The following is a 25,118-nucleotide window of genomic DNA, read 5'->3' on the forward strand; positions in this document are numbered from 1 at the left end:
AAATTGGCTACAAGCGAAACGACCAAAAATGGGAATCTGTCGGTTCTGTAGGGGTATGGGGCCGACAACGGAATGATAAGGGCGCGTTGCGCATGAAGTTTGGATTGCGAGTGCGGGGGGGCATGCTGGCCGCTCTGATCATGTTCGCCGTGCCGGTGGCTATTCCGCTGGCGAACGTGGTCGTATCGTCGCCGGCAGCCGCACAGACGGTGAATTCGATTGAAGTCGTCGGCAATCGCCGCGTCGAGGTCGAGACCATTCGCTCTTATTTCAAGCCTGGACCGGGCGGCACGCTGGATGCGGGACGAATCGATGACGGCCTCAAGGCCTTGATCGAGACCGGCCTGTTCCAGGACGTGCAGATCAACCGGCAGGGCGGTCGTATCGTCGTGACCGTGGTGGAAAACCCGGTGATCGGTCGCGTTGCCTTCGAGGGCAACAAGAAGATCAAGGACGAACAGCTCTCGGCCGAGGTGCAGTCGAAGCCGCGCGGCACCTTTTCGCGCCCCATGGTGCAGTCGGACGCTTCCCGAATCGCCGAGATTTATCGCCGTTCGGGCCGCTATGACGTCCACGTCACCCCCGAAATCATCGAGCAGCCGAACAACCGCGTCGACCTGATCTTCACGATCGAGGAAGGCCCGAAGACCGGGGTCAAGGCGGTCGAATTCGTCGGCAACAACGCGTTCTCGTCCTATCGCCTCAAGGACGTGATCAAGACGCATGAAACCAACATCCTGAGCTTCCTGGGCGGCAACGACGTCTACGATCCAGATCGCGTCGAGGCCGACCGTGACCTGATTCGCCGCTTCTACCTGAAGCACGGCTATGCCGACGTGCAGGTCGTCGCGGCGCTCACCGAATATGATCCGGAGAAGAAGGGCTTCCTGGTCACCTTCAAGATCGAGGAAGGCCAGCAGTACCGGGTTGCGTCGGTCGACTTCCAGTCGTCCATCTCGACGCTCGATCCCAACTCGCTGCGTTCGTTTTCGCGCGTCAATGTCGGTTCGCTCTACAACGTCGAGAACGTCGAAAAGTCGGTCGAGGAGATGCAGATCGAGGCGTCGCGGCGGGGGTATGCCTTTGCCGTCGTGCGTCCGCGTGGCGACCGCAATTTCGAGGCCCATACGGTGTCGGTGGTGTTCGCGATCGATGAGGGCCCGCGCACCTATATCGAGCGGATCAACATCCGCGGTAACACCCGCACCCGCGATTACGTGATCCGCCGCGAGTTCGACATCTCCGAGGGCGATGCCTACAACCGTGCGCTGGTCGATCGCGCCGAGCGGCGGTTGAAGAACCTCGACTTCTTCAAGAGCGTGAAGATCACGACCGAGCCCGGCTCCTCCAGCGACCGCGTGATCCTGGTGGTCGATCTCGAGGAGAAGTCCACCGGCGACTTCTCGGTCTCGGGCGGCTATTCGACGACCGACGGCGCACTTGCCGAGGTCTCGATCTCCGAGCGTAACCTGCTCGGCCGTGGCCTGTTCGCCAAGGCGGCCGTGACCTATGGTCAGTTCGCCCGCGGCTATTCGCTGTCGTTCGTCGAGCCCTATCTGCTCGATTATCGAGTGGCGCTCGGCCTCGACTTCTATCAGCGCCAGCAGCTCGCCAACAACTTCATCTCTTACGGCACCAAGACGCTGGGCTTCAGTCCGCGGCTCGGGTTCCAGCTCCGCGAAGATCTCTCGCTGCAGGTACGTTACTCGATCTACCAGCAGGAGATCACACTGCCGACGACGCTCGCGAACTGTAACAACAGAAGCGACATCAACGGTGGCAGCGGCCAGATTCCCTTCAACCCGACCCCGGCCTTCGCCAACCTCAACGGAATCAGCTTGGCCGGAAGCAATGGTCTGGGCTGCTTCCTGGACGGCGAAGCTTCGCTGCCGGTGCGTAAGGAGCTGGCGAACGGCCGCACGCTGACCTCGGCGCTGGGCTACACGCTCTCCTACAACACCCTCGACAACAACAAGAACCCGACCGACGGCCTGCTGGTCGACTTCAAGCAGGACTTCGCGGGCGTCGGCGGCGACGTCTCCTATTTGAAGACCGCGCTTGATGCGAAGTACTTCACGCCGCTGGTGTCCGACATTGTCGGTATCGTCCATCTCCAGGGCGGTATTCTGAACAAGATCGGCAACACCGAGCTTCGCATGCTCGATCACTTCCAGATGGGCCCGAACCTGGTCCGCGGCTTCGCCCCGAACGGCATCGGCCCGCGTGACATCAACCCCTTCGGAACCCAGGATGCGATCGGCGGCACCAAGTACTGGGGCGCTTCGCTCGAATTGCAGATGCCATTCTGGTTCCTTCCCAAGGAAGTGGGCCTGAAGGGCGCGGTCTATGCTGACGCCGGCGGTCTGTGGGGCTATCAGGGACCGACCTCCTGGGCGCAGACCGGCGAAGTCAACGTGTCCGGCTGTATTCGGCCGACGCCGGCGACCGGGACGGTCCCAGCCAATCCGGGAACCTGCCTTGGCCTCGTGTATGACGACCAGAACACGGTCAGAAGCTCGGTCGGTGTCGGTCTGGTGTGGCAGTCGCCGTTCGGTCCGCTGCGCTTCGACTACGCCGTCCCGCTCACCAAGGGCAAGTTTGACCGCGTGCAGGAATTCCGGTTCGGCGGCGGTACCACCTTCTGACCCCGGGTGGGTTGACCCGATACGCTTTCGCGTGAATAACGCGCCGATGGTGTAGATTGAGCTCGGCTTCGGGACACCGGGGCCGAGCTCTGATCTTTTTTGGCTGTTATCGTACCGTGACGGATGGAATGGCCCAGCCGAGCTTCTTTCAAAAACCACCGCCGATGACGCTGGCCGCGATTGCGGCCGCGACCAAGGCCACGCTCGTCGATTCGTCGCGAGGGGAGCAGGTCGTCAGCGGCCTTGCCTCGCTCGACGAGGCCGGTCCCATGCACCTGGCCTTCTTCGACAATCTCAAATACGTCGATCAGCTGACGGCAACCAAGGCTGGAGCCTGCCTGGTCAGCCCGCGTTTCGAGGCGAGCGTGCCCGCGCATGTCGCGGTGCTGCGGATCGCCCAGCCGTTCCGGGCGTTCGTGCAGCTCGCCCGGCAGCTGCATCAGGATGCGCTGCGGCCGCAAAACTGGTTCGGCTACGACGGGATCGCGCCGTCCGCCATCATCGATCCGACCGCACGGCTGGAAGACGGCGTCGTCGTCGAGCCGCTGGCGGTGATCGGGGCTCATGCCGAGATTGGGGCGGGCACCATTGTCGGGGCTGGCGCCGTGATCGGGCCGCACGTGAAGATCGGGCGCGACTGCAATGTCGGGGCGCGGACAGCCATCCAATGCGCGCTGATCGGCAACGACGTGCTGATCCATCCCGCCTGCAGCATCGGACAGGACGGCTATGGCTTTCTCTTCTTCGGCCCGGACGGCCATCTCAAGGTGCCGCAGACCGGGCGGGTGCTGATCCAGAACAATGTCGAGATCGGCGCGGGCACGACCATCGACCGCGGCAGCCTGCGCGACACGGTGATCGGCGAGGGCACCAAAATCGACAACCAGGTCCAGATCGGCCACAATGTGACGATCGGCCGGCATTGCCTGCTGGCCGCCCAGATCGGGCTGGCGGGAAGCCTCACGATCGGAGACAACGTTGCGCTTGGGGCCAAGGTCGGAATCAACAATCACCTCAAGATCGGCGATGGAGCCCAGGTGACCGCGATGAGTGCGGTCAAGGACGATATCCCGCCGAACGGGCGCTGGGGTGGCCATTTCGCCAAGCCGACCAAGCAATGGTTCCGCGAGATCGTTGCGGTGGAACGGCTGGTGCGGGATATGACTGCGACGAATCCGAAGGACGAAGGACAGGAGTGATGGAGGAGTCACCCATCAGGTTTGCGGAAGTGGACATCAATGAGATCCTCAAGACGCTTCCGCACCGCTATCCGTTTCTCCTGATTGATGGCGTGAAGAACATCCGCGCCGATTATAGCGGCATCGGGGTCAAGAACGTCTCGATCGGCGAGCCCTGTTTCCAGGGCCATTTTCCCGAGCGGCCAGTCTATCCGGGCGTGTTGATGATCGAGGGCATGGCGCAGACCGCAGGTGTGATCGGCATCAAGTCCGTCGAGGGCACCGAGAAGCCGCGTGCGGTCTACTTCCTCACCATCGACAAGTGCAAGTTCCGCAAACCGGTGCTGCCGGGCCAGACCATCGAATATCACATGCGTTCAATCGGCCGCCGGAAGACCATGTGGTGGTTCCACGGCGACGCGAAGGTCGACGGCGTCACGGTGGCGGAAGCCGACGTCGGCGCGATGCTGACCGACTGATGGTCCGACAAGGCTTGGTTGAGTTCCCATGAGCAAGATCGATCCCACCGCGCGCGTCGAAGACGGCGCCATCATTGGCGACGGCACGGTGATCGGGCCCTATTGCGTGATTGGGCCGAACGTCGTGATCGGCGCCAACTGCAAGCTGATCTCCCATGTCCAGATCATGGGCCATACGACACTTGGCGACGCCAACGTGATCTCGCCTTTCGCCGTGCTCGGCGGCGCGCCGCAGGATCTGAGCTATCGCGGCGAGCCGCACCGGCTCGTGATCGGCTCCGGCTGCACCATCCGCGAAGGCGTGACGATGAACATCGGCACCACCAAGGGCGGTGGATTGACGAAGATCGGCGACCGCGGCTTCTTCATGAACAACGCCCATGTCGCCCACGACTGCATGGTCGGCAACGATGCGATCTTCGCGACCTCGGCGACGCTCGGCGGCCACGTCGAAGTCGGCGACGCCGTCTATATCGGCGGCCTGTCGGCGGTGCACCAGTTCACCCGGATCGGCCACGGCGTCATGGTCGGCGGCGTCTGCGGCGTGCGCGGCGACGTCATTCCGTACGGCCTCGTCAACGGCCAATATGCCGCGCTGGAAGGGCTGAACATCATCGGCATGAGGCGCCGCAAGTTCACCCGCGAGCGGCTGGCCACGGTCCGCGCCTTCTATCAGAAGCTCTTCCACGGTCCGGGCGTGTTCGCCGAACGCCTCGCGAGCGTGCGCCCGCTGGCCGGCGAAGATCCGGCCATTGCGGAGATCCTCGCCTTCATCGACGGCGGCAAGCACCGTCCGCTCTGCCTTCCCGAAGTCGGTGCATCCCCAGCTGAGGCTTAAGGCGGCTGATGACCGACGGGACCGTGCAGATTGCCTCGCCGGTCGGTTTGATTGCCGCGGGCGGCGTCATGCCGTTCGCGGTCGCCGATGCGATGGTCGCGCGCGGATTGACGCCCGTCCTGTTCGCGTTGAAAGGGGTGTGCGATCCGGCGCCGCTGTCGCGCTTCCGCCATCACTGGATCGCGCTCGGCCAGATCGGCCGCGTGGTGAAGCTGCTCCACGCGGAAGGCTGCCGCGACCTCTTGTTCATCGGCAGCCTGGTCCGTCCCTCGCTCTCCGAAATCCGGATCGACCTCGGCACCCTGCGCGAGCTGCCGCGTATCCTGGGCTCGTTTCGTGGCGGCGACGATCATCTGCTGTCGGGCATCGGCCGCATCTTCGAGCGCCACGGCCTTCGCATGCTCGGCATCAAGGATGTCGCGCCCGAGCTGCTCGTTCCGGAGGGCTGCCTGACGCGCGCTGCGCCTGACCAGGCCGCTGCGGCCGATATCGCCCGGGGCCGCGCCGTCCTGCAGGCACTCGGCGCCTTCGATATCGGGCAAGCTGTGGTCGTGATCGATCGCCATGTCGTGGCGGTCGAGGATATCGAGGGCACCGATGGGCTGTTGGCGCGGGTGGCGCGGCTGCGCGCGCAGGGACGCATTCGTGCCGGGCTCAAGCGCGGTGTGCTGGTGAAGGCGCCGAAGAGCGGCCAGGATCTGCGCTTCGACCTGCCGACCATCGGCCCCGCAACGGTGGAAGGTGCCGCAGCCGCGGGGCTTGCCGGCATAGCGGTCGCCGCGAAAAACACGCTGCTTGCCGAGCCTGAGCAGATGCTTGCAGCCGCCGATCGCGCCGGGCTGTTCGTGACCGGTGTGGTGGCATGATGACGCGGGCATCCGCGGGGCCGGCCTTGCGTAAGATCTGCCTGATCGCAACGGAAGAATCCGGCGACCGGCTCGGCGCCAGCCTGATGAAGGTGCTGCGTCAGCGTCTTGGCGATGCCGTCGAATTCTCCGGCGTCGGCGGCCATGGCATGGCGCGGGAAGGATTGGCGTCGTGGTTTGCGATCGAGGAGCTGTCGATCGTCGGCTTCTCGGGGGTTCTGAAACAGTTGCCGAAGATCCTGCGGCTGATCGATCGGACGGTCGATGCGGTCCTCGCGGCATCGCCTGACGTCCTCGTCATCGTCGACAGCCCCGATTTCACCCATCGCGTGGCGCGGCGCGTCCGCACCCGCAATCCTGCGATCCCGATCGTCGATTATGTCTCGCCGACCGTGTGGGCGTGGCGGCCCGGCCGGGCGCGCGCAATGCGCGGCTATGTCGATCACGTGCTGGCGTTGTTGCCGTTCGAGCCGGACGCCTATCGGACGCTCAATGGTCCGCCGTGCAGCTATGTCGGCCATCCCCTGATCGAGCAGCTTGCGGTGCTGCGGCCGAATGCGGACGAGCAGGCACGACGCGCAGCGCAGCCGCCGGTGCTGTTGGTGCTGCCGGGCAGCCGCCGCAGCGAGGTGGCACGCCATCTCCCCGTGTTCGGCCGGACGCTCGAAGCGCTGCGCGCGCGCGGCGTGGCCTTCGAGGCGCTGTTGCCGACCACGCCGCATCTCGAAGCCACGGTGCGGGCGGGGCTGGCGGACTGGCCGGTCGCGCCGCAGATCGTCACCGGCGAGGCCGAGAAGCGCGCCGCCTTCAGAAGCGCGCGCGCGGCGCTTGCGAAATCCGGCACCGTGACCTTGGAGCTCGCGGTCGCGGGCGTGCCGATGGTGACCGCCTATCGCGTCGGCGAGGTCGAGGCCTTCATCCTGCGCCGCGTGATCCGAGTCCGGTCCGTCATCCTCGCCAATCTCGTAATCGGCGACAACGTGATCCCGGAATATCTGCAGGAGGCCTGCACGGCCGACAATCTCGCGCCGGCGCTGGCGGAGGTGCTGGCAGATGGTCCGGCGCGCATGCGCCAGACCGAAGCGTTCGCCCGGCTCGATCAGATCATGGCCACGGGTGCGGCATCACCGAGCGTGCGCGCCGCCGACATCGTGCTGCAGGTGATGCACCAGGGCCGGCGGGTCACTTAGGTCTTTCTTGGAGGGCAGCGGCATCGGACCGGAGACGACTCTGCTGGCAAAACATATTAGATTGGTCTAATATGACTCATGTCTAATATCTCCCGGGAGGTTGTCATGAAGATCGATCCTGTCGCCTACGTCGGAGCCGTGGTGCGCGAGGTCTCAAGCCGCGAGCACCAGGGCCGGCCGGCTCGCGTCGTGGTCGCGACGCGGAACTACGACACCACGATCGAGGACTTGTGGGACGCCCTGACCAACGCGGAACGCATTCCGCGCTGGTTCTTACCGGTTTCCGGCGATTTGCGTCTCGGTGGCCGCTATCAGTTCGAGGGCAATGCCGGCGGTGAGATCACGCGCTGCGAGCCGCCGCGGCTCTTATCGGTGACCTGGGAATATGGCGGTGGCACGAGCTGGCTCACTGTGGCCTTGTCGGACGATGGCGTTGCCGGCACCAGGCTCAAGCTTGAGCATATTTCTCCGCTTGACCAGGCCATGTGGGATCGCTTCGGCCCCGGTGCGGTCGGCGTGGGATGGGATCTTGGTTTGCTGGGATTGGCGTTGTACCTCGCGGCCGGCGCAGCTTTCGATCGCGCCGAGGCGATGACCTGGTCCACCTCGGACGAGGGCAAGGCCTACATGCGAGCGAGCAGCGAAGCGTGGGGGGAGGCATCGATCAGAGCCGGTACGCATGCGGATGCCGCAAAGGCGGCTGCAGCGCGGACAAGCGCCTTCTATTGCGGCGAGCCGGAGCCATCAGGTCCGTAAAGCAATGCACGCATTCGATATTCTGGGCGATCCGGTCCGGCGCCGCATCCTCGAGCTGCTCGCGAGCGGCGAGCACAGTTCGGGCGATATCGTCAGGGTGATCGAGCGCGAATTCGGCATCACCCAGTCGGCGGTGTCGCAGCAACTCCGGGTGCTGCGGGATGCCGGTTTTGCCTCGGTGCGCGCCGAGGGGGCGCGGCGCATCTACACCGTCGAGCCCGGCCGGCTCAAGGAGGTCGACGAATGGCTCGACCGTTTCCGGACGTTCTGGTTGCCCAAGCTCGATGCGCTCGCGACCGAGGTCGCGCGGGGCAAACGAAAACGGCGCCGTCAGGACTGACGGCGCCGTTGCGAATGGAGTCTTGCGGGAGGCTTACTTGCGCTTCTCGATCTCGACGTAATCGCGGGTGGTGACGCCGGTGAAGAGCTGACGCGGACGGCCGATCTTCTGCTGCGGATCCTCGATCATCTCGCTCCACTGGCTGATCCAGCCCACGGTGCGGGCGACCGCGAACAGCACCGTGAACATCGACACCGGGAAGCCCATCGCCTTCAGCGTGATGCCCGAATAGAAGTCGACGTTCGGGTAAAGCTTGCGCTCGATGAAGTAGGGGTCGCTCAGCGCGATCTTTTCCAGCTCGATCGCGACCTTCAGCATCTGATCGTCGGCGTGGCCGGTCTCCTTCAGCACCGCGTGACACATCTTCTGCATGATCTTGGCGCGCGGATCGTAGTTCTTGTAGACGCGGTGGCCGAAGCCCATCAGGCGCACGTCGCTGTTCTTGTCCTTCACCTTGGCGATGAAGTCCGGAATCTTATCGACGGTGCCGATCTGGGCCAGCATGTTCAGCGCGGCCTCGTTGGCGCCGCCATGCGCCGGGCCCCACAGGCAGGCGATGCCGGCCGCGATGCAGGCAAACGGGTTGGCGCCCGAGGAACCGGCGATGCGCACCGTGGAGGTCGATGCGTTCTGCTCGTGGTCGGCGTGCAGGATGAAGATCTTGTCCAGCGCGTCGGCGAGCACCGGGTTCGGCTTGTACTCCTCGCAAGGAACGCCGAAGCACATGTAGAGGAAGTTCTCGGCAAAGGAGAGCGAGTTCTTCGGATACATGAAGGGCTGGCCGATCGTGTATTTGTAGGCCATCGCCGCCAGCGTCGGGATCTTCGCGATCATCCGCATCGAGGCGATCATGCGTTGCTGCGGATCGTTGATGTCGGTGGAGTCGTGATAGAACGCAGCCAGCGCGCCGACGGAGGCCACCATCACCGCCATCGGATGGGCGTCGCGGCGGAAGCCCTGGAAAAAGCGGGCCATCTGTTCGTGCACCATCGTGTGGTGCGTGACGCGGTGGTCGAAATCCTGCTTCTGCGCCTTGGTCGGCAGTTCCCCGTACAGCAGCAGATAGCAGGTCTCGAGGAAATCGCCCTTCTCGGCCAGCTGCTCGATCGGGTAGCCGCGATATTGCAGCACGCCGGCGTCGCCGTCGATATAGGTGATCTTGGACTGGCAGCTCGCCGTCGAGGTGAAGCCCGGATCGTAAGTGAACATGCCGGTCTGGGCATAGAGTTTGCCGATATCGACGACATCGGGGCCCACGCTGCCGCTCAGGATCGGAAGATCATAGGTCTTGTTGCCGACGGTGAGCGTGGCGGTTTTCGTGCTGGATTTTGCGTCCATCGTGTTGTCCCCGATGAGATCGTTGAGCGCCCTTTTCATCTAGATGGCAGGGCGAGTGAGCTTTTCTAGTGCATGCCGCGCAAATGCGTATCGTATTGCCCTGTGCGCTGCAAGATGGGGGTAAATGCGACCTTATGAGGTAACCTGGTCCTTAAGTCGGCCTAAGGATTCATCACGTCCGAGCACCGCCAGCACCTCGAAAATGCCGGGCGAGGTGGTCCGTCCGGTCAACGCGGCGCGCAGTGGCTGCGCGACGGCGCCCAGCTTGAGATCGTTGGCCTCGGCGAACTGGCGCAATGCGGCTTCCGTGGCCGGGCCGCTCCAGGGCTCGACGGCGGAAAGCGCCAGGCAGAGCCGTCCGATCAGGGCCCGGTTATCAGGTGTTAACAGTGCCGCGGCCTTGGCATCGACCGGGAGCGGCCGTTCCGCGAAGATAAAGGCCGCGGCGTCGATGAGCTCCAAAAGCGTTTTGGCGCGCTCCTTCAGGCTCGGCATGGCCGCCATGAGCTGGGCGCGTGTCGTGTCGTTGAGCTTGGGCTTCAGCGCCGCGCCCTGCGGCGCATAGTTCAGGACGTCTTCGAACATGCCCACCAACGCCTGATCGTCGGTGTGGCGAATGTAATGCCCATTGAGGTTTTCGAGCTTGGCAAAATCGAAGCGCGCGGCGGAGCGGCCGATCGCGGGAAGGTCGAATGCCTTGATCATCTCCTCGGTGGAGAAGATCTCCTGGTCGCCATGGCTCCAGCCGAGCCGCACCAGGTAATTGCGCAGCGCTGCCGGCAGATATCCCATGGCGCGGTAGGCGTCCACGCCGAGTGCGCCGTGGCGCTTGGAGAGCTTCGAGCCATCCGGCCCGTGGATCAGCGGGATGTGCGACATCGACGGCACGTCCCATCCCAGCGCATCGTAGATCTGCTTCTGGCGCGCAGCATTGATCAGATGATCGTCGCCGCGGATGATGTGGGTGACGCCCATGTCGTGGTCGTCGACGACAACCGCCAGCATATAGGTCGGATTGCCGTCGCCCCGGAGCAGCACGAGATCGTCGAGATTCTCGTTCTGCCAGACCACGCGGCCCTGCACCTGGTCTTCGATCACGGTCTCGCCGGTCAGGGGCGCGCGCAGCCGGATCGTCGGCTTGAGGCCTGCCGGCGCATCCTTCGGATCACGATCGCGCCACATGCCGTCATAGAGGCGCGTGCGGCCTTCCGCGCGGGCCTTCTCGCGCATGGCGGCGAGCTCCTCGGGGGTGGCATAGCAGCGGTAAGCCATGCCGCTGGCGAGCAGCTGCTCGGCGACCTCGCGATGCCGCGCGGCGCGACTATATTGGTAGATGACCTCGCCGTCCCAATCGAGCCCGAGCCAGGTTAACCCGTCCAGGATGGCGTCGATCGCCTCCTTGGTCGAACGCTCGCGGTCGGTGTCCTCGATTCGAAGCAGCATCTTGCCGCCGCGACCGCGCGCATACAGCCAGTTGAACAGGGCCGTCCGGGCGCCTCCGATGTGGAGAAAACCGGTCGGGGAGGGGGCAAAGCGCGTGACGATGGGTTGGGTCATGGGCGGCAGCGACAGCAGTTTCCGGGCGGTGGCGTAGAGGCGGGGGGTGTATAGCAGGACCCGCGCATAACTAAAGCCTTCCTTGGGGATTGCGGATTTGGCACATAGTCTCGCGACATCCGAAGCAGGACAGGGTTTGATGACGACGACAGACACGACGGCTGAGACAGGGCGCGACTTCATCCGCGACATCGTCCAGGCCGATCTCGACAGCGGCAAGCACAAGACGGTCGTGACCCGGTTCCCGCCGGAGCCGAACGGCTATCTGCATATCGGCCATGCCAAGTCGATTGCTCTCAACTTCGGCATCGCCCAGGAGTTCGGTGGCCGCTGCCATCTCCGTTTCGACGACACCAACCCGGCCAAGGAGGAGCAGGAATTTATCGATTCCATCCAGGCCGACGTGCACTGGCTCGGCTACGACTGGGGCCAGAACCTGTTCTATGCCTCCGACTATTTCGAGCGGCTCTATGGCTGGGCGGAAGGGCTGATCGAGGCCGGCCTCGCCTATGTCGACGATCAGTCGCAGGAGGAAATTCGGCTGTCCCGCGGCACCTTGACCGAGGCCGGCAAGAACAGCCCGTTCCGCGACCGCACGGTCGAGGAGAATCTGGACCTGTTCCGGCGCATGAAGGCGGGGGAATTCCCCAATGGCGCGCGCGTGCTGCGCGCCAAGATCGACATGGCCGCCGGCAACATCAATCTGCGCGATCCCGTGCTCTATCGCATCCTGCACGCGCACCACCCGCGCACCGGCGACAAATGGTCGATCTATCCGAGCTATGATTACGCCCATGGCCAGTCCGACGCGATCGAGGGCATCAGCCATTCGATCTGCACGCTGGAATTCGAGGACCACCGGCCGCTCTACGATTGGTTCCTGGACAAGCTGCCGGTGCCCTCGCATCCGCACCAGTACGAGTTCGCGCGCCTCAACCTGACCTATACGCTGCTGTCGAAGCGCGTGCTGACGCGGCTGGTGCAGGAGGGGCATGTCGCCGGCTGGAACGATCCGCGCATGCCGACGATCGCGGGGCTGAAACGTCGCGGCGTGCCGCCGGCCGCGGTGCGCGAATTCGTCAAGCGTATTGGGGTCGCCAAGTCGAACAGCATCGTCGATGTCGGCATGCTGGAATTCTGCATCCGTGAGGAGCTCAACCGCACGGCGCTGCGTCGCATGGCCGTGCTGCGGCCGTTGAAGGTGGTGATCGAGAACTATCCGGAAGGCCAGGTGGAGGAGATCGAGGCGATCAATCACCCCGATGATCCCTCCGCCGGCACGCGCAAGATCGCCTTCGGCCGCGAGCTCTATATCGAGCAGGACGATTTCATGGAGAACCCGCCGAAGAAGTTCTTCCGCCTCTCGCCCGGCACGGAAGTGCGGCTGCGCTACGCCTATTTCATCAAGTGCCGCGAGGTGATCAAGAACGCCGCCGGCGAGATCGTCGAACTCCGTTGCACCTACGATCCTGCAACGCGTGGCGGCAACGCCCCCGATGGCCGCAAGGTGAAGGCGACCATGCACTGGCTGCCGGCGGCGCAGTCGCGCACCGCTGAGATCCGCATCTACAATCAGCTGTTCGCTAATCCCGCGCCCGACGCGGCGAACTTCGCCGCCGACCTCAACCCGAACTCGCTCGAGATCCTCAAGGATGCGCGGATCGAGCCGGCGATCGCGGAGACCAATTCGGACGCGGTGATGCAGTTCGAGCGGCAGGGTTATTTCGTGCGCGATCCCGACTCGACGCCGGACAAGCTCGTGTTCAATCGCACGATCGGCTTGCGCGACACCTTTGCCAAGGAAGTCGCGAAGGGCTGAAGACGAGACTTATCGCCGACACTGATCGCCGCCGTCATTTCGCGGCGGTTGCATGTGACGAATGGCTCGGCCCAAGATCGCGTGGCCCGAGATCGCGTGGCCGGTTGCGCGCAGCGGCCGGAATCAGACGCTCGCGCTCATTCGAGCGTATCCTGCCCGGCTTGGGTGAGCACGGGGACGCCATCTTCGACCTCGACGAGGCCGCGTTCGGTCAAGAGCCGCAGATCGTCGTCATTGACCGGTGACAGCGACAGGCGCCGCGCCCTGATGTCGCGCAGGGCCCAGCGCAGATGGATCGCCTGCTCGAGCCCGAGATCGGCGAACGGATTGGCTTGGTCGATCATGGCGCCAACAACTGCCGAGCGAGGAGAAAGTTCCACCCTTTCTTGAGGTGGTGGTGCCATTTCGGAGATTCTCGTTCTGTTCTGCTAGCCGTCGACTTGCAGCTTCCAGTAGCCTTTCGCCCGTTCAGGGAGTGCGAGTGCGATGGCGGAGCCGGACCGGCCGCCAAGCCGGGGGCGCGGCTTTGCCGGCAGCATTGCGGATGTCTGGCCGCCGCGACGGGCGGCGCAGGCCGGCGGCTATCTTGCCGATACCCCGACATGGTCGTCGCTGCTCGCCAGACTGAAGGCCTGGGCGCACGCCGAGGCCGCGGCAGGGCGGCTGCTGCCGTGGGTGCCGGTCGCCTTTGGCGCCGGGATCGCGCTGTATTTCGCTGCCGATCACGAGCCGGTGCTGTGGGTTGCTGCAGTGCTCGCGCTGATGATCTCTGCCGGAGCGTTTGTCTTGCGGCGTCACCGGCTGTTTCCGGCTGCGGTGATGATCGCTGCGGTCGCCGCGGGTTTTGCCGTCGCGACAGCCCGGACGGCGCGGCTCGCGCACACCGTGCTGGCCCGACCGCTGTTTTCGGTCACGCTGTCCGGCTTCGTCGAGACCCGCGACATCCGCGAGCGCACCGATCGTTTCGTGCTGCGCGTGACCGAGATGGAAACCGCGCGTGGTGAGATCACGCTGGCGCGGGTGCGGCTATCCGTACGGAAGGGCATGGCGCCCGACGTCGGCAGCTTCGTGCAGCTCAAAGCGCGCCTGTTGCCACCGCTCGCGCCGCTTCGGCCGGGCTCTTACGACTTTTCGCGCGACATGTTTTTCCAGAGCATCGGTGCCTCCGGCTTCGTGATGGGCGCGATCAAGACGGTTGCCCCGCCGCAGGATGGCGGCTTCGGCCTGCATTATGCCGCCTTCATGCAGGGCCTGCGCGACACCATCGATGCGCGCATCCGCGCCCGGCTCGACGGCGACGAGCGCGCGATCGCAACCGCGCTACTGACCGGCCGCCGCGACGCCATTACGACGCCGGTCAACGACGCCATGTTCATCTCCGGGCTCGGCCATGTGCTGTCGATCTCCGGCTATCACATGGCCGTCGTTGCCGGCGTGGTGTTCTTTGCCGTGCGCGCGCTGCTGGCGCTGATCCCGGGGCTTCATGTCAGCCACCCCATCAAGAAGTGGGCGGCTGCCGCCGCGCTTGTCGCCGCGGCCTTCTATCTGTTGCTGTCGGGCGCGGAAGTCGCGACCCAAAGGTCCTTCTACATGACCGCCGTCGTGCTGATCGCCGTGCTGGTCGATCGCCGCGCCATCACCTTCCGCACGCTCGCTGTCGCCGCGATGATCGTGCTAGCGATCGCGCCGGAGGCGCTGGTGCACCCCAGTTTCCAGATGTCGTTCGCCGCGACCTTAGGCCTGGTGGCGTTGGTACAACTCGGGCTGCCGCATCTGTTCGCGACGCCCGACAGTTCGACGACAGCGCGCATCGCACTATGGGGCGGCCGCGAACTGGCCATGCTGCTGCTGGCCTCGCTGATCGCGGGGCTCGCGACCACGCCTTATGCCGCGTTTCATTTTCATCGCGTGACACCCTACGGCGTGCTCGCCAATCTCGCGGCGATGCCGGTGGTCTCCGCTCTGGTCATGCCGGCCGGATTGCTGGGACTGCTCGCGGCGCCGCTCGGGCTCGACGGTCCGTTCTGGTCGCTGATGGGATGGGGCATCGACTGGATGATCGCGGTGACGCGCTGGGTGGCAAACCTGCCCGGCGCGGTCGGTCGCATCCATGCGTTCGGCATCGGTCCCGTGATCGCCGCAAGTCTTGGCCTCATCCTGATGGGTCTGCTGCGCACGCCGCTGCGTTGGAGCGGCGCGGGTCTGCTTGCGGCTTCGATTCTCTGGGCGCTGATGACGCCGCAGCCGGACATGCTGATCTCCGCCGATGGCCGCAACGTCGCGGTGCGCGGCCGCGAGGGCCGGCTGCATCTCATCCGGACGGGTAAGGACGCCTTCCTTGCTCAGGAATGGCTCGCCGCCGATGCCGATGCGCGAACGCCGGCCGATAGCTCGCTCGGCGACGGCGTGTCCTGCGATGACGCCGGCTGCGTGGTGCCGCTTGCCGATGGCCGCTTCGTCTCGCTCGCGCTGCGCGCCGAGGCCCTGGAGGACGATTGCGCGCGGGCCGCACTGGTCGTGACAGTCAGGCAAGCGCCGCCCGATTGCACGGCCTTAGTGGTAGATCGCGACCGGCTGCAGCATCAGGGTGGACTGGCCCTCACGCGGCGCGGCGACGGCTTTGCGGTCGAGGCCGTCCGGCCCAACGGCACGCAGCGGCCGTGGTGGCCGGCTGCTCCCGATGCGGGCGATTTCCAGGCAACGCTGGCGCCGCGCTCGCCGGCGCCAAGATCCCAGGACGCGACGCCGCCGGAGGCGGAGCAGGGGGCGGTGGATTAGCAATCCGGCAGTTCGAACGTGCCGAGATGATATTCGGATGCGTCGTCGTCCTCGTCGCCATCCGACGGGCTTCGCGATGGCGGTGGAAGCTCCACCAGGGTGAACAGCGCATCGGGATGTTGCTGCCAGACCGCGATATCGTCGGCCGTCACGGTCAGCCATCCGAACGTGAATATGTAACGACCGGGCTCAGTGATGCGCCCGGCCTTTTGCCAATTGATCTTGTTGACCACGGGCCATTCTCCCCCCGGCGAACCATAACTTCCGCCGAGGGCCGAATGTTCCCATTTGTCTTCGCATCCGTTGCGCTTCTCAGTTCAGGTGATCGAGATCCGCCGCACCGGCGTCGTTTCGCTGCTGCTCGAAGCCTCGGTGCCCAGCGGCCTGCGCTCGGCCGGCTGCTTGGTCGCGGGCAATTGCAGCACGGTGACGCGTTGTCCCTCGCAGAGCTGGGTCACCAGCACATGCCGACCATCTGCGAACTCGATCGCATCATGGTGGCGATCGGGCACATGCTTCTCGATCGTGTTGAACTTGGCCACGCGGTCGCGGATCGTGCGGGTCCAGATCCAGCGGCTGTCGTAGCGAACGTCGTCGGCAAACGCCAATTCCGTCCCGGGCAGCATACACACGGCGACATTCGGCTCGCTCTCGGAGGCGAAGCCGCGGGTCGAGGTTCCGCGGAACGTCGTCGAGATCAGCGTTTCCCCGACTTTCGCCGGGCGGGACGCAACAGCATGCAGGCTATAGTCACACATCGGATCGCTCCTCGTTCGAGATAGCAACCCACGCTCCCCCCGGACAGGCGCAGGCCTCTATCAGAGTGGACATCAGGAACGATGTTAGCGCGTGCTTGACGGCAATTCTGCGCTGATCTGCACCCCGTACGGCGCTTCGCGATCACAAGCGTTTGAGCGTGTTGCATCGCGATCGAAGTGCAATCATCATCAGCGCCGTCGGAAGAGACCTCCAACGCGTCAGATCAAATTGCGCGCGATCCAGTTCGCGCGCGTGACGATCAGTACTTGCGGTACAGCCCGATCAGCTTGCCCTGGATCTTGACGCGGTTGGGCGGCAGGATGCGGACTTCATAAGCGGTGTTGGCCGGCTCCAGTGCGATCGAGGCGCCGCGCCGGCGGAAACGTTTCAAGGTGGCTTCCTCATCGTCGATCAGCGCGACGACGATGTCGCCGGTGTCGGCGGAGTCGTTGCGCTGGATCAGCGCCATGTCGCCATCGAGGATGCCGGCATCGACCATCGAGTCGCCGCGGACTTCCAGCGCATAATGCTCGCCGGAGCCGAGCATGTCGGCCGGGACGCTGATGGTGTGGCTGCGCGTCTGCAGCGCCTCGATCGGCGTGCCCGCAGCGATGCGGCCCATCACCGGGACGGCGACGGGACGATCGCCCTCGTCGATCGCCGGCGTGCTGGTGCGCACCTTGCCGAGATTACCTTCGATGACAGACGGCGTGAAGCCACGCCGGTTGTTCGCCGCCTGGGACAGTTCGGGCAGCTTGATCACCTCGATGGCGCGCGCGCGATTGGGCAGGCGGCGGATGAAGCCGCGCTCTTCCAGCGCGGTGATCAGACGATGGATGCCCGACTTCGAGCGCAGATCGAGTGCGTCCTTCATCTCATCGAAGGAGGGCGGCACGCCAGCTTCCCTCAGACGTTCGTTGATGAACCGCAGAAGTTCGTACTGTTTGCGCGTCAGCATCTCGACCAGATCCCCAGGTTGATGTGTCGTTCTCGCCCGAGACGTTCTTGTTCAAGACGCTCTCGTTCAAGACGTTCTCGTTTGAAGCGTTCTCGTTCGAAACGTCCTCAGTTCGCGGCGCCCGCAACATCTTCGAAACAAATCATGAACGGACACTATCTGTTCGATATGTGTTCTGCAATCATTAATTTGCAATGAAGGTGGTGCGCAAGATGCCTGCTCGATGCCCGCAAAATAGCTGCGAGATCCCTGGCGGTATATTTGGCAGCTGCACCCTGTTTAGTCTGGCAGCCTCAGAATCTCGCAGACGGAGCCGGCACTTGCCGCGGGCGCAAAAGCCGGGCGGATCACCAGGGCCTGCGATAGCGCGAGGTTGCCGAGCAGCGAGGAATCCTGATGCGTCACCGGCGTTGCGACCAGCGCGCCGTCGGCGCGCACCTCGAGCCGCGCGCGCAGATAGTCCTCGCGGACGTCGTTGGCGGCGAGGTCGCGGCCGAGCAGCGCAGTCTCGCGGGCAGGGTGGATTTGAGCCAAGCCCACGAGCTTCCGAATCAGCGGCACCAGAAACAACAGGCTGCAGACATAGGAGGAGACGGGATTGCCGGGCAGGCCGATCACGCGCATCTGGCCCAACCGTCCATGCATCATCGGTTTGCCCGGGCGCATCGCGATCTTCCAGAACGCCATGTCCACGCCCTCGGCGTCCAGCGCCTGCTTGACCAGATCATGATCGCCGACCGAGGCGCCGCCGGTCGTGATCAGGATGTCGGCTTTCGCCTCGCGCGCGCGGCGGATGCCTGCGACCGTCGAGTCCAGCGTGTCGGCGGCGATGCCGAGGTCGATGGGATCTGCGCCCTCGGCGCGCGCCAGGGCGCGCAGCGCGTAGCCGTTGGAATAGACGATCTGGCCGGGACCGGGATTCGACCCCGGCATCACCAGCTCGTCGCCGGTGGCAAGCAGCGCTACCTTGGGGCGGCGGTGCACCGGGAGCTCGGGATAGTTCATGCTGGCGGCGAGCGACAGGTCGCGATCGCTCAGGCGTCGGCCGGCTTTGAGCAGCACGTCGCCTTCGTGGAAATCCGCGCCGGCCGGGCGAATATGCCGGCCCTTCCTGGCCGCTTCGGTGATGGTGACGTGGTCGCCATCCGCGATCGTGTCCTCCTGGATCACGATGGCGTCGGCGCCGTCGGGAACGACGCCGCCGGTGAAGATGCGCGCGGCCTCGCCGGGCCCGAGCGTGCGATCGAACGGCCGGCCGGCCGCGATCTCGCCGATGACCTTGAGCGTGGCGCGGGCGCGGTCGGCATCCGCGGCGCGGACCGCATAGCCGTCCATCGCCGACATCGGCTGCGGCGGCTGGGTCCGCAGCGCCGCGACGTCCCGCGCCAGCACCCGGTGATAGGCCTGGTCCAGCGCGACCTTTTCCTCCGGCAGCGGCGCGGCGCCGTCGAGCACCAAGGCCAAGGCATCAGAGACCGGCATCAGGGCCATGAAGAGTTCCTTCCGAACAGGCCGGCGCAGCGCCGACCGATTCCGCCTTCTAATCGAAGCTTCGATGCAAGGCCAAGCGCTTCGGCGGCAGGGCCGTCAGGACAGTCGATCGGTGGCCGCCCAGATACGCCGCTGCTTCGCCCTCCAGGTATCGTCAGACGTTGTCTGCAGATGCTCACTCACAGTCGCGCGAGAAACTCCGTGAGCAGGACGGTCACCTCGGCTGGCCGCTCCAGGCTCGGCAGGTGCGCCGTGCCGGTCAATTCGCGTCCCGATCCGTTCGGCATCGTCGCTGCCATCAGGCGGCTTCGCTCTTGAATATGAGGGAAATCAAGGTCGCCCCAGATCACGAGCGAGGGCGAGGAGATTTCGCCGAGGCACGGGAAGGCGGGCGTCGCATCGAGGTTCGCACCGATCGGCGGCGACCGCAGCGCAATGGCATTCTTGTCGATGAACAGCCGGCGCAGCTCACCGGCAACGCGGCCTTCGGCTTGGAGTGGACCGTCCAGCCACATGTGGGCCTTGATCGCGCAGACTCGATCCCAATCGCAGGCCGCCTCGGCTTCCGCAAGCTGTGTCATCAGATCCGCGATTGCGGGTAGATAGACCGGTTCGGGCGCGCCGCTGACCGATGGCGCGACCAGCACCAGCGCCCGGACGTGGGATGGATAACGAAGCGCGAAGTCGAGCGCGATTCGTCCGCCTTGTGAGCAGGCGACAAGGATCGCAGGCGTGCCGCTTGCGACGGTGTCTATCACCGCCAGCAAATCCGCCACTTGAGAATGGCCTTCCTTCTCCGCGGCAGTCCCGCCAAAGCCGCGACGGTCATAGGCGATCGCCATATGCGTCGCACTGATGGCATCCACTTGCGCGCGCCACATCATGCGGTCGAAAACCGCAGCATGCAGAAAGACGACCGGTTGGCCGTGACCGACGACATCGGTAGCAAGCCGCGCGCGGCCTGTGATGATTTGACGGGGTGCGCTCATCGACTTCGATCCTGGAAGTGCGGCTGTGCAGTCGCCGATGCTAAGCGGGCGCGCCATGGCGGCGATGGTAGCCGCTCGGCGCTGGCCACGTCCAGCTGGCAAGCGTTGATCGATCCGGCTCGAAGATCTCGATCTTGAGCGGATAGCACGCGGCGGCATCGCTCGAATGGGTCGCGCTGCAATCGCCGCCGGGACAGGCCGACAGCGCGCCGAGCAGATCGATCTCGGCGAAGAACTCGATGAAGTCGCCGGGACGGACCGGGCTCGCCTTCATGAAATATTGCTGCGTATCCTTGGTGAAGCCGGTGCACATGAAGACGTTGAGCACGTCGTGCACGTGGTGCTCGACCGTATCGGGCTCGGACTTCAATTCGGCGCCGAGCGCGCGCGCCAGGTTGGAATGGCAGCAGAAGTCGTAAACGCGGCCGTTCAACCGCAGGTTGGTGTAGGGATCGCAGCGTGTGCCGATGACGTCGTGCACACCGGCGCCATCCGCATCCCAGCCGTACCAGCCGAGCGTGTCATGGCTGATGGTCGCCATCGGCCTCAGATAAGGCATGCTGCTCCAGAGCCGGTCGCCGGTGCTGACATGCGTGGCGTGCAGCGCGCGGGTCTTGCCGCTGAAGAAGCGCTCGGCGAGATCGTCGGCGTTCCAGAGATTGAGATCGCCGACCTGCGGGCCGTCGATGCTGACGATGCGGAAGAACCGCCCGCGCGTGACGCGAAACGTCCGCGCATCGCGCGGCGGCACCACGATCTCACCGGTCTTGACCAGTGTCTTGCGCGTGGCTTCCAGCACGGCCATGTCGGGCCGCGGCATCGACCCGGCAGGATAGACGATCGTCGGCCTTGCCGAACGGCGTGCGGCTGCGTCGGCGGGCTCGGGTGGGACGTTTGGCGGCATCGTTCGCACTCGCTCAATGCAGGGAGACAGCGTGATGACTGATAGCCCGTGATCGAGGCTCGGTGAATTACAAGAGCAATTCACCAAAGCCGGCCTTCTCATAGCCGCCAAGATGGCGCTTTTCGTATATACCGAGCGACCAGAGTGTGTGAGTCAGCTCGGCCGCAGGGCCCAAACCGGATGTGGCGTGATGTCGCAGCGCCAAGATCGACGCGAATGATCCGCAACGGACATGTTGCTTCTGTTGTCTATTTGTTGTCGATCTCGCCTCTCGCTTGCGGGTCGGTTTGGGACCGATCGGACTTTGTCTAATTAAGGCCTGTATATTCGTGGATTTCACTTTCTCAGAGATGGCCGCACGGTCAGATCTCAACCCCGCGCCATGGCGCCGTCCCTTCATCCGCTGGCTTGATGGCGTCGAAGCCGGGTGGTCCGTCCCGCTATTGCTTGTCAGTTTCGCAGCCGTTTGGACGGCTTACCTGTGGATCGCGTATGCGGGCTCGGGTCTCCATCCCGATTTTCTCGAGACCTGGACCCTGGGGCGGCACTTCGCCTGGGGCAACCCCAAGCATCCGCCGCTGATGGGCTGGGTCACCGGTGCCTGGACACAGGTCTTCCCGTCCACCGACTGGTCGCTGCAACTGATGGCGATGACCAACGCGGCGCTGGCGCTGTGGGCCGTCGACCTGATCTCCAGGCAGTTCGTGACCGGGCACAAGCGCCTGCTGGTGCTGCTGTTGCTGATGCTCACGCCCGCCTATCAGTTTCACGCCCAACGCTTCAACGCCAACGCGGTGCTGCTGGCGGTATGGCCGCTTGCGACTTATTGCTTTCTGCGCGCGTTCGAAACCAGGACCGCGATCTGGGCCATCGCGGCCGGACTGGCGGCCGCGGTCGCGATGCTCGGCAAATATTACTCGGTATTCCTTTTGGCGAGCTTCGCTCTTGCTGCCCTCGCTCATCCGTCGAGACGCGCCTATTTCACCTCCGCCTCGCCGTGGATCTCGATAGCCGCAGGCCTCCTGGCCCTTGCGCCTCATCTCTACTGGCTCGCGACCACGGGAGCTGCTCCCTTCGGCTATGCGATGGCGGCGCACGGGGGAGTTGATCTGCCGACGTCACTCCAGGATTCAACGTCCTTCGTGGCGGGCCTTGCGGCGACGATGAGCCCTCCCGCGCTCACCTGGGTTTTGATTGCCGGTCCGCGATTGCGGCGGCTGCCGAGCGATTTTGTGGCCATGGTCCCGGGCTTGCGGCTGCTTTTTTATATCGCGATCGGCACGATCGTCTTGCCGGTCGCGACCTCGCTGACCGTGGGCACCGATCTGCCATCCATGTGGGCACTGCAGGGCGTGTTCCTGTTCGCCGTTCTGATCGTGTGCGGGACCAGCTATCCGATCGAGCGCTTCCATACGGTGAATGCGACGGTCCTCGTTGTAGGCATCGCGCTCGCGGCGGTCGTCATCGCCGCGCCGCTGCATGCGCTTTATCGCAACAGCCACGGCTATGAGGAAGGGCGCAATCTCTATCCTCAGATCGCCGGCGAAGTCACGCGCCTGTGGCACGAGCTCACCGGCATTCCGTTCGCCAGGGTCAGCGGCGACGATGCGCTCGCATTTGCGACTGCCTTCTACAGTCCCGATCATCCCTATTATGCGCGACCGTTCGCCAAGCAATACACTTGGCCCGTCCCGCGCAAGACGACGCTGGAGCATGGCTGGGCCGGGCTTTGCTTTCACGACCAGCCGGAGTGCCTCGCCTGGATGGACCAGACCGCCGCGCGCGCCGGGAACGTCGTCCGGCACGAGTTCGTCGCGCAGGCCCATCTGCTGGGCATGCCCGGCGTATCGAGAAGGGTGGTCGCGCTCATCGTGCCGCCGCAGGCCGCGCAGGCAGACGAAGAACCCGGCAAATGATCGCGCAAGCCGGAGGCTGAAGGCTGCATCAGGCAGAAGCCGAGCGGCCTCGTTTCGCGACCGAAGCTTACGTCATTCTTTCCCCGACGCAGACATATGAGCTGCTGGAATTCAGCTGGTTAGGCCGGATCGGACATCGTCATCCTGCACGCGGGCCGACGCGATTGACCCCAAAGCAGACGAGAGAGGCACGTCCAGGTTGCAACATTCGACCAGCACTAGTGACCCATTGATCTGCATCACGGCGCTCGTCGATTTTTGTGATGTTATTTCTCCGACGCGCGAGCGATGCCATTCGCAATGGCACCGAAGGAGGCCGCATGGTTATGGCGGCGGCCCGCAAATAGTCGTGCGGCGTTCTTATTGAGACAGGTGTCCGGCAAATGCCGCAGCTCCCCACGTCCACGTCAGCCGAGCACCTTCACGCCTACGACGTATGGGATGTCCCGACGCGGTGGTTCCATTGGATCAACGCGCTCACCGTGCTCGGTCTGATGATCGTCGGAGTTATCCTGCTGAACGACGACGCGTTGGGGCTCGCCGCCAACGGCAAGATCCTGCTCAAGGAAATCCACGTCGTGCTCGGCTACGTGATGGGGCTGAATTTGATCTGGCGCTTCGTTTGGGCATTCTTCGGCAACCGCTATGCCAGATGGAGCGCCATCCTGCCTTATGGTTCAGGGTTTTGGGGCAAACTGCGCGCTTACGGCAGCGCCTTTCTCAGCGGCGAGCCGCAAGAATATGTCGGGCATAATCCCGCGGCACGTCTCGCAATTGCAGTTCTCCTGCTGCTGCTCGTGCTGCAAGCCGCGACCGGCACGATTCTCGCGGGCACCGATCTATTCTGGCCGCCGTTCGGAACATGGTTCGCCGGTTGGGTTGCCGCAGCCGGGATTGATCCGGCAACGGTCTCGCCCCTCGCCGCGGAGACGTTGGACCAGACCGCCTACAAGGCCATGCGTGCGTTTCGAAGCCCGGTCGTGACGATCCATCTCTATGCGTTTTATGTACTCGCAGGCGTCGTTCTGCTGCATCTGATAGCGGTGATCGTGACCGAAATTCACGAGGGTGGAAGCATCACGTCGGCCATGTTTACCGGCCGAAAAATTCTCAACCGTCCCCCGCAAGACGTTTAGGCTCGAAAGAAGTCCGGCGCCTGTGGGTGTTTGAAGTATGGCCGTTCGCGCCGAAGGCGCTGTCCGGCAGGACGGCCGAACGCCAGTAGTCACACCTTTCTTGGGCAGTTGTTGGCGAACAACAGAGGAGCAGTCGCCATGATCAGACAAGCCGTCACGTTGGTATCCCTCAGCTGCCTTTTTGCATCCTCCGCTCTGGCACAAGATGACCTGCTGGCGAAGGCGAAGCAGCAATTCGAGCCGATCCCGACAGCTCCACCAGTGCTGCCCGACAACGTGGCGACTCCCGAGAAGGTCGAACTCGGCAAGATGTTATACTTCGACCCGCGGCTCTCCGCGAGTCACGCCATCAGCTGTAGCTCGTGTCATAGCATCGGGCTCGGCGGTGCTGACGCCGAACCCACCTCAATTGGTCATCGCTGGCAGCATGGCGAGCGCAATGCTCCCACGGTCCTCAATGCGGTATTCAACAAAGTCCAGTTCTGGGACGGCCGAGCCAAAGACCTCGAACAGCAGGCCGGCGGGCCGATGGCCAACCCGGTTGAGATGGCGTCGCCCAAGACGCATGTGGCCGAGCAGCTGAAAGGCATTCCGGGCTATGGCGATCTATTCGCCAAGGCTTTCCCGGGCGAGGCGGACCCCATCACGCTTGCTAATGCGCAAAAAGCCATCGCCGTATTCGAGGCGACGCTGATCACGCCAAACGGGCCGTTCGACCGCTTCCTGAGGGGGGAGCAGGACGCGCTTTCGCCGACGCAGAAGGCGGGCCTAGCCGTCTTCATGGACAAGGGATGCTCGGCCTGCCACAGCGGCATCAACGTTGGAGGCGGCATGTACGCCCCGTTCGGCGTGGTCGAGAAGCCGGGCGCCGAGTTTCTGCCACCGGCCGATAAGGGCCGTTTCATGGTTAGCAAAACTCCGGGTGATGAGTACGTCTTCAAGGTCCCAACGCTCCGGAACATAGCTCTGACGGCGCCTTATTTTCACACCGGGAAAGCATGGGATCTGCGCCAGGCGGTGGCCGTGATGGGAACCAGTCAGTTAGGCATTCAGCTGACCGACGATGAAATTAGCAAGATAACCACCTTCCTCGACAGCCTGACTGGTGAACAACCGAAAGTGACGTACCCCATCCTTCCGCCAAGCGTGGTGAGCACGCCCCGACCGCAACCGTGATCGAG

At 64.3% G+C, this 25,118-nt stretch carries 22 protein-coding genes; 13 read left to right on the forward strand and 9 right to left on the reverse strand.

The window, feature by feature from the left end:
* Positions 1-92: 92 nt before the first annotated feature.
* From bamA to QX071_RS15125, 8 genes are all read left to right on the forward strand, one after another.
* Positions 93-2,645, forward strand: coding sequence for an outer membrane protein assembly factor BamA (gene bamA, locus QX071_RS15090; RefSeq protein ID WP_316172016.1), 2,553 nt, complete (start codon positions 93-95; stop codon positions 2,643-2,645).
* Between the two features lie 128 nt (positions 2,646-2,773).
* Positions 2,774-3,844, forward strand: coding sequence for a UDP-3-O-(3-hydroxymyristoyl)glucosamine N-acyltransferase (lpxD, locus tag QX071_RS15095; protein ID WP_315703504.1), 1,071 nt, complete (start codon positions 2,774-2,776; stop codon positions 3,842-3,844).
* Entirely contained in the window at positions 3,844-4,302 is a 459-nt protein-coding gene (gene fabZ / locus QX071_RS15100) for a 3-hydroxyacyl-ACP dehydratase FabZ (RefSeq protein ID WP_315703505.1), read from the forward strand. The genes lpxD and fabZ overlap by 1 nt, the downstream gene beginning before the upstream one ends.
* 28 nt (positions 4,303-4,330) lie before the next feature.
* On the forward strand, positions 4,331-5,140 hold the full coding sequence (gene lpxA, locus QX071_RS15105) for an acyl-ACP--UDP-N-acetylglucosamine O-acyltransferase (RefSeq protein ID WP_315703506.1): 810 nt from the start codon (positions 4,331-4,333) through the stop codon (positions 5,138-5,140).
* An 8-nt stretch (positions 5,141-5,148) separates the two neighbouring features.
* The gene (locus QX071_RS15110; RefSeq protein ID WP_315703507.1) at positions 5,149-6,006 is read left to right on the forward strand and encodes an LpxI family protein; all 858 of its coding nucleotides are present in this window, start codon (positions 5,149-5,151) and stop codon (positions 6,004-6,006) included.
* Positions 6,003-7,196, forward strand: coding sequence for a lipid-A-disaccharide synthase (gene lpxB / locus QX071_RS15115; protein WP_315703508.1), 1,194 nt, complete (start codon positions 6,003-6,005; stop codon positions 7,194-7,196). The genes QX071_RS15110 and lpxB overlap by 4 nt, the downstream gene beginning before the upstream one ends.
* Positions 7,197-7,301: 105 nt before the next feature.
* Positions 7,302-7,952, forward strand: a complete 651-nt coding sequence (locus tag QX071_RS15120) for an SRPBCC family protein (RefSeq protein ID WP_315703509.1) — start codon at positions 7,302-7,304, stop codon at positions 7,950-7,952.
* Positions 7,953-7,956: 4 nt separating this feature from the next.
* Positions 7,957-8,292, forward strand: coding sequence for a metalloregulator ArsR/SmtB family transcription factor (locus tag QX071_RS15125; protein WP_315703510.1), 336 nt, complete (start codon positions 7,957-7,959; stop codon positions 8,290-8,292).
* Positions 8,293-8,325: 33 nt separating this feature from the next.
* Here QX071_RS15125 and gltA read toward each other — a convergent pair whose 3' ends face one another.
* Complete coding sequence (gene gltA, locus QX071_RS15130) at positions 8,326-9,630, reverse strand: citrate synthase (RefSeq protein ID WP_315703511.1); 1,305 nt, start codon at positions 9,628-9,630, stop codon at positions 8,326-8,328.
* A 132-nt stretch (positions 9,631-9,762) separates the two neighbouring features.
* Complete coding sequence (gene gltX, locus QX071_RS15135) at positions 9,763-11,187, reverse strand: glutamate--tRNA ligase (protein ID WP_315703512.1); 1,425 nt, start codon at positions 11,185-11,187, stop codon at positions 9,763-9,765.
* Positions 11,188-11,326: 139 nt separating this feature from the next.
* Between gltX and QX071_RS15140 the strand changes: the two genes are divergently transcribed.
* Positions 11,327-13,006 (forward strand): glutamine--tRNA ligase/YqeY domain fusion protein, encoded by a 1,680-nt coding sequence (locus tag QX071_RS15140; RefSeq protein WP_315703513.1) that lies wholly within the window; start codon positions 11,327-11,329, stop codon positions 13,004-13,006.
* 137 nt (positions 13,007-13,143) lie between these two features.
* Here QX071_RS15140 and QX071_RS15145 read toward each other — a convergent pair whose 3' ends face one another.
* Entirely contained in the window at positions 13,144-13,350 is a 207-nt protein-coding gene (locus QX071_RS15145) for a hypothetical protein (RefSeq protein ID WP_315703514.1), read from the reverse strand.
* Positions 13,351-13,492: 142 nt separating this feature from the next.
* Between QX071_RS15145 and QX071_RS15150 the strand changes: the two genes are divergently transcribed.
* Complete coding sequence (locus QX071_RS15150) at positions 13,493-15,784, forward strand: ComEC/Rec2 family competence protein (RefSeq protein ID WP_315703515.1); 2,292 nt, start codon at positions 13,493-13,495, stop codon at positions 15,782-15,784.
* On the opposite strand, the gene QX071_RS15155 is transcribed toward QX071_RS15150, so the two are convergent.
* The 6 genes from QX071_RS15155 to QX071_RS15180 form a co-directional block, all read right to left on the reverse strand.
* On the reverse strand, positions 15,781-16,017 hold the full coding sequence (locus QX071_RS15155) for a hypothetical protein (RefSeq protein WP_315703516.1): 237 nt from the start codon (positions 16,015-16,017) through the stop codon (positions 15,781-15,783). The genes QX071_RS15150 and QX071_RS15155 overlap by 4 nt on opposite strands.
* 84 nt (positions 16,018-16,101) lie before the next feature.
* On the reverse strand, positions 16,102-16,542 hold the full coding sequence (locus QX071_RS15160) for a hypothetical protein (protein ID WP_315703517.1): 441 nt from the start codon (positions 16,540-16,542) through the stop codon (positions 16,102-16,104).
* A gap of 260 nt (positions 16,543-16,802) precedes the next feature.
* Positions 16,803-17,501, reverse strand: a complete 699-nt coding sequence (lexA, locus tag QX071_RS15165) for a transcriptional repressor LexA (protein ID WP_315703518.1) — start codon at positions 17,499-17,501, stop codon at positions 16,803-16,805.
* Between the two features lie 279 nt (positions 17,502-17,780).
* Positions 17,781-18,992, reverse strand: a complete 1,212-nt coding sequence (gene glp, locus QX071_RS15170; RefSeq protein ID WP_315703519.1) for a gephyrin-like molybdotransferase Glp — start codon at positions 18,990-18,992, stop codon at positions 17,781-17,783.
* 179 nt (positions 18,993-19,171) lie between these two features.
* A complete protein-coding gene (locus QX071_RS15175) occupies positions 19,172-19,981 on the reverse strand; it encodes an alpha/beta hydrolase (protein WP_315703520.1) in 810 nt (269 codons plus the stop codon).
* Positions 19,982-20,021: 40 nt separating this feature from the next.
* Positions 20,022-20,885: an urea carboxylase-associated family protein gene (locus QX071_RS15180; RefSeq protein WP_315703521.1), complete on the reverse strand. Its 864-nt coding sequence runs from the start codon at positions 20,883-20,885 to the stop codon at positions 20,022-20,024.
* A 350-nt stretch (positions 20,886-21,235) separates the two neighbouring features.
* Here QX071_RS15180 and QX071_RS15185 point away from each other — a divergent pair, with 350 nt between their 5' ends.
* The 3 genes from QX071_RS15185 (at position 21,236) to QX071_RS15195 (ending at position 25,113) form a co-directional block, all read left to right on the forward strand.
* The gene (locus tag QX071_RS15185) at positions 21,236-22,801 is read left to right on the forward strand and encodes a glycosyltransferase family 39 protein (protein WP_315703522.1); all 1,566 of its coding nucleotides are present in this window, start codon (positions 21,236-21,238) and stop codon (positions 22,799-22,801) included.
* A gap of 383 nt (positions 22,802-23,184) precedes the next feature.
* Positions 23,185-23,937: a cytochrome b/b6 domain-containing protein gene (locus QX071_RS15190; protein WP_315703523.1), complete on the forward strand. Its 753-nt coding sequence runs from the start codon at positions 23,185-23,187 to the stop codon at positions 23,935-23,937.
* Between the two features lie 138 nt (positions 23,938-24,075).
* On the forward strand, positions 24,076-25,113 hold the full coding sequence (locus QX071_RS15195) for a cytochrome-c peroxidase (protein ID WP_315703524.1): 1,038 nt from the start codon (positions 24,076-24,078) through the stop codon (positions 25,111-25,113).
* The last annotated feature ends 5 nt before the right edge of the window (positions 25,114-25,118 follow it).

Source organism: Bradyrhizobium sp. SZCCHNS1022 (assembly GCF_032484835.1).
In the GTDB taxonomy this organism is placed as follows: Bacteria; Pseudomonadota; Alphaproteobacteria; order Rhizobiales; family Xanthobacteraceae; genus Bradyrhizobium.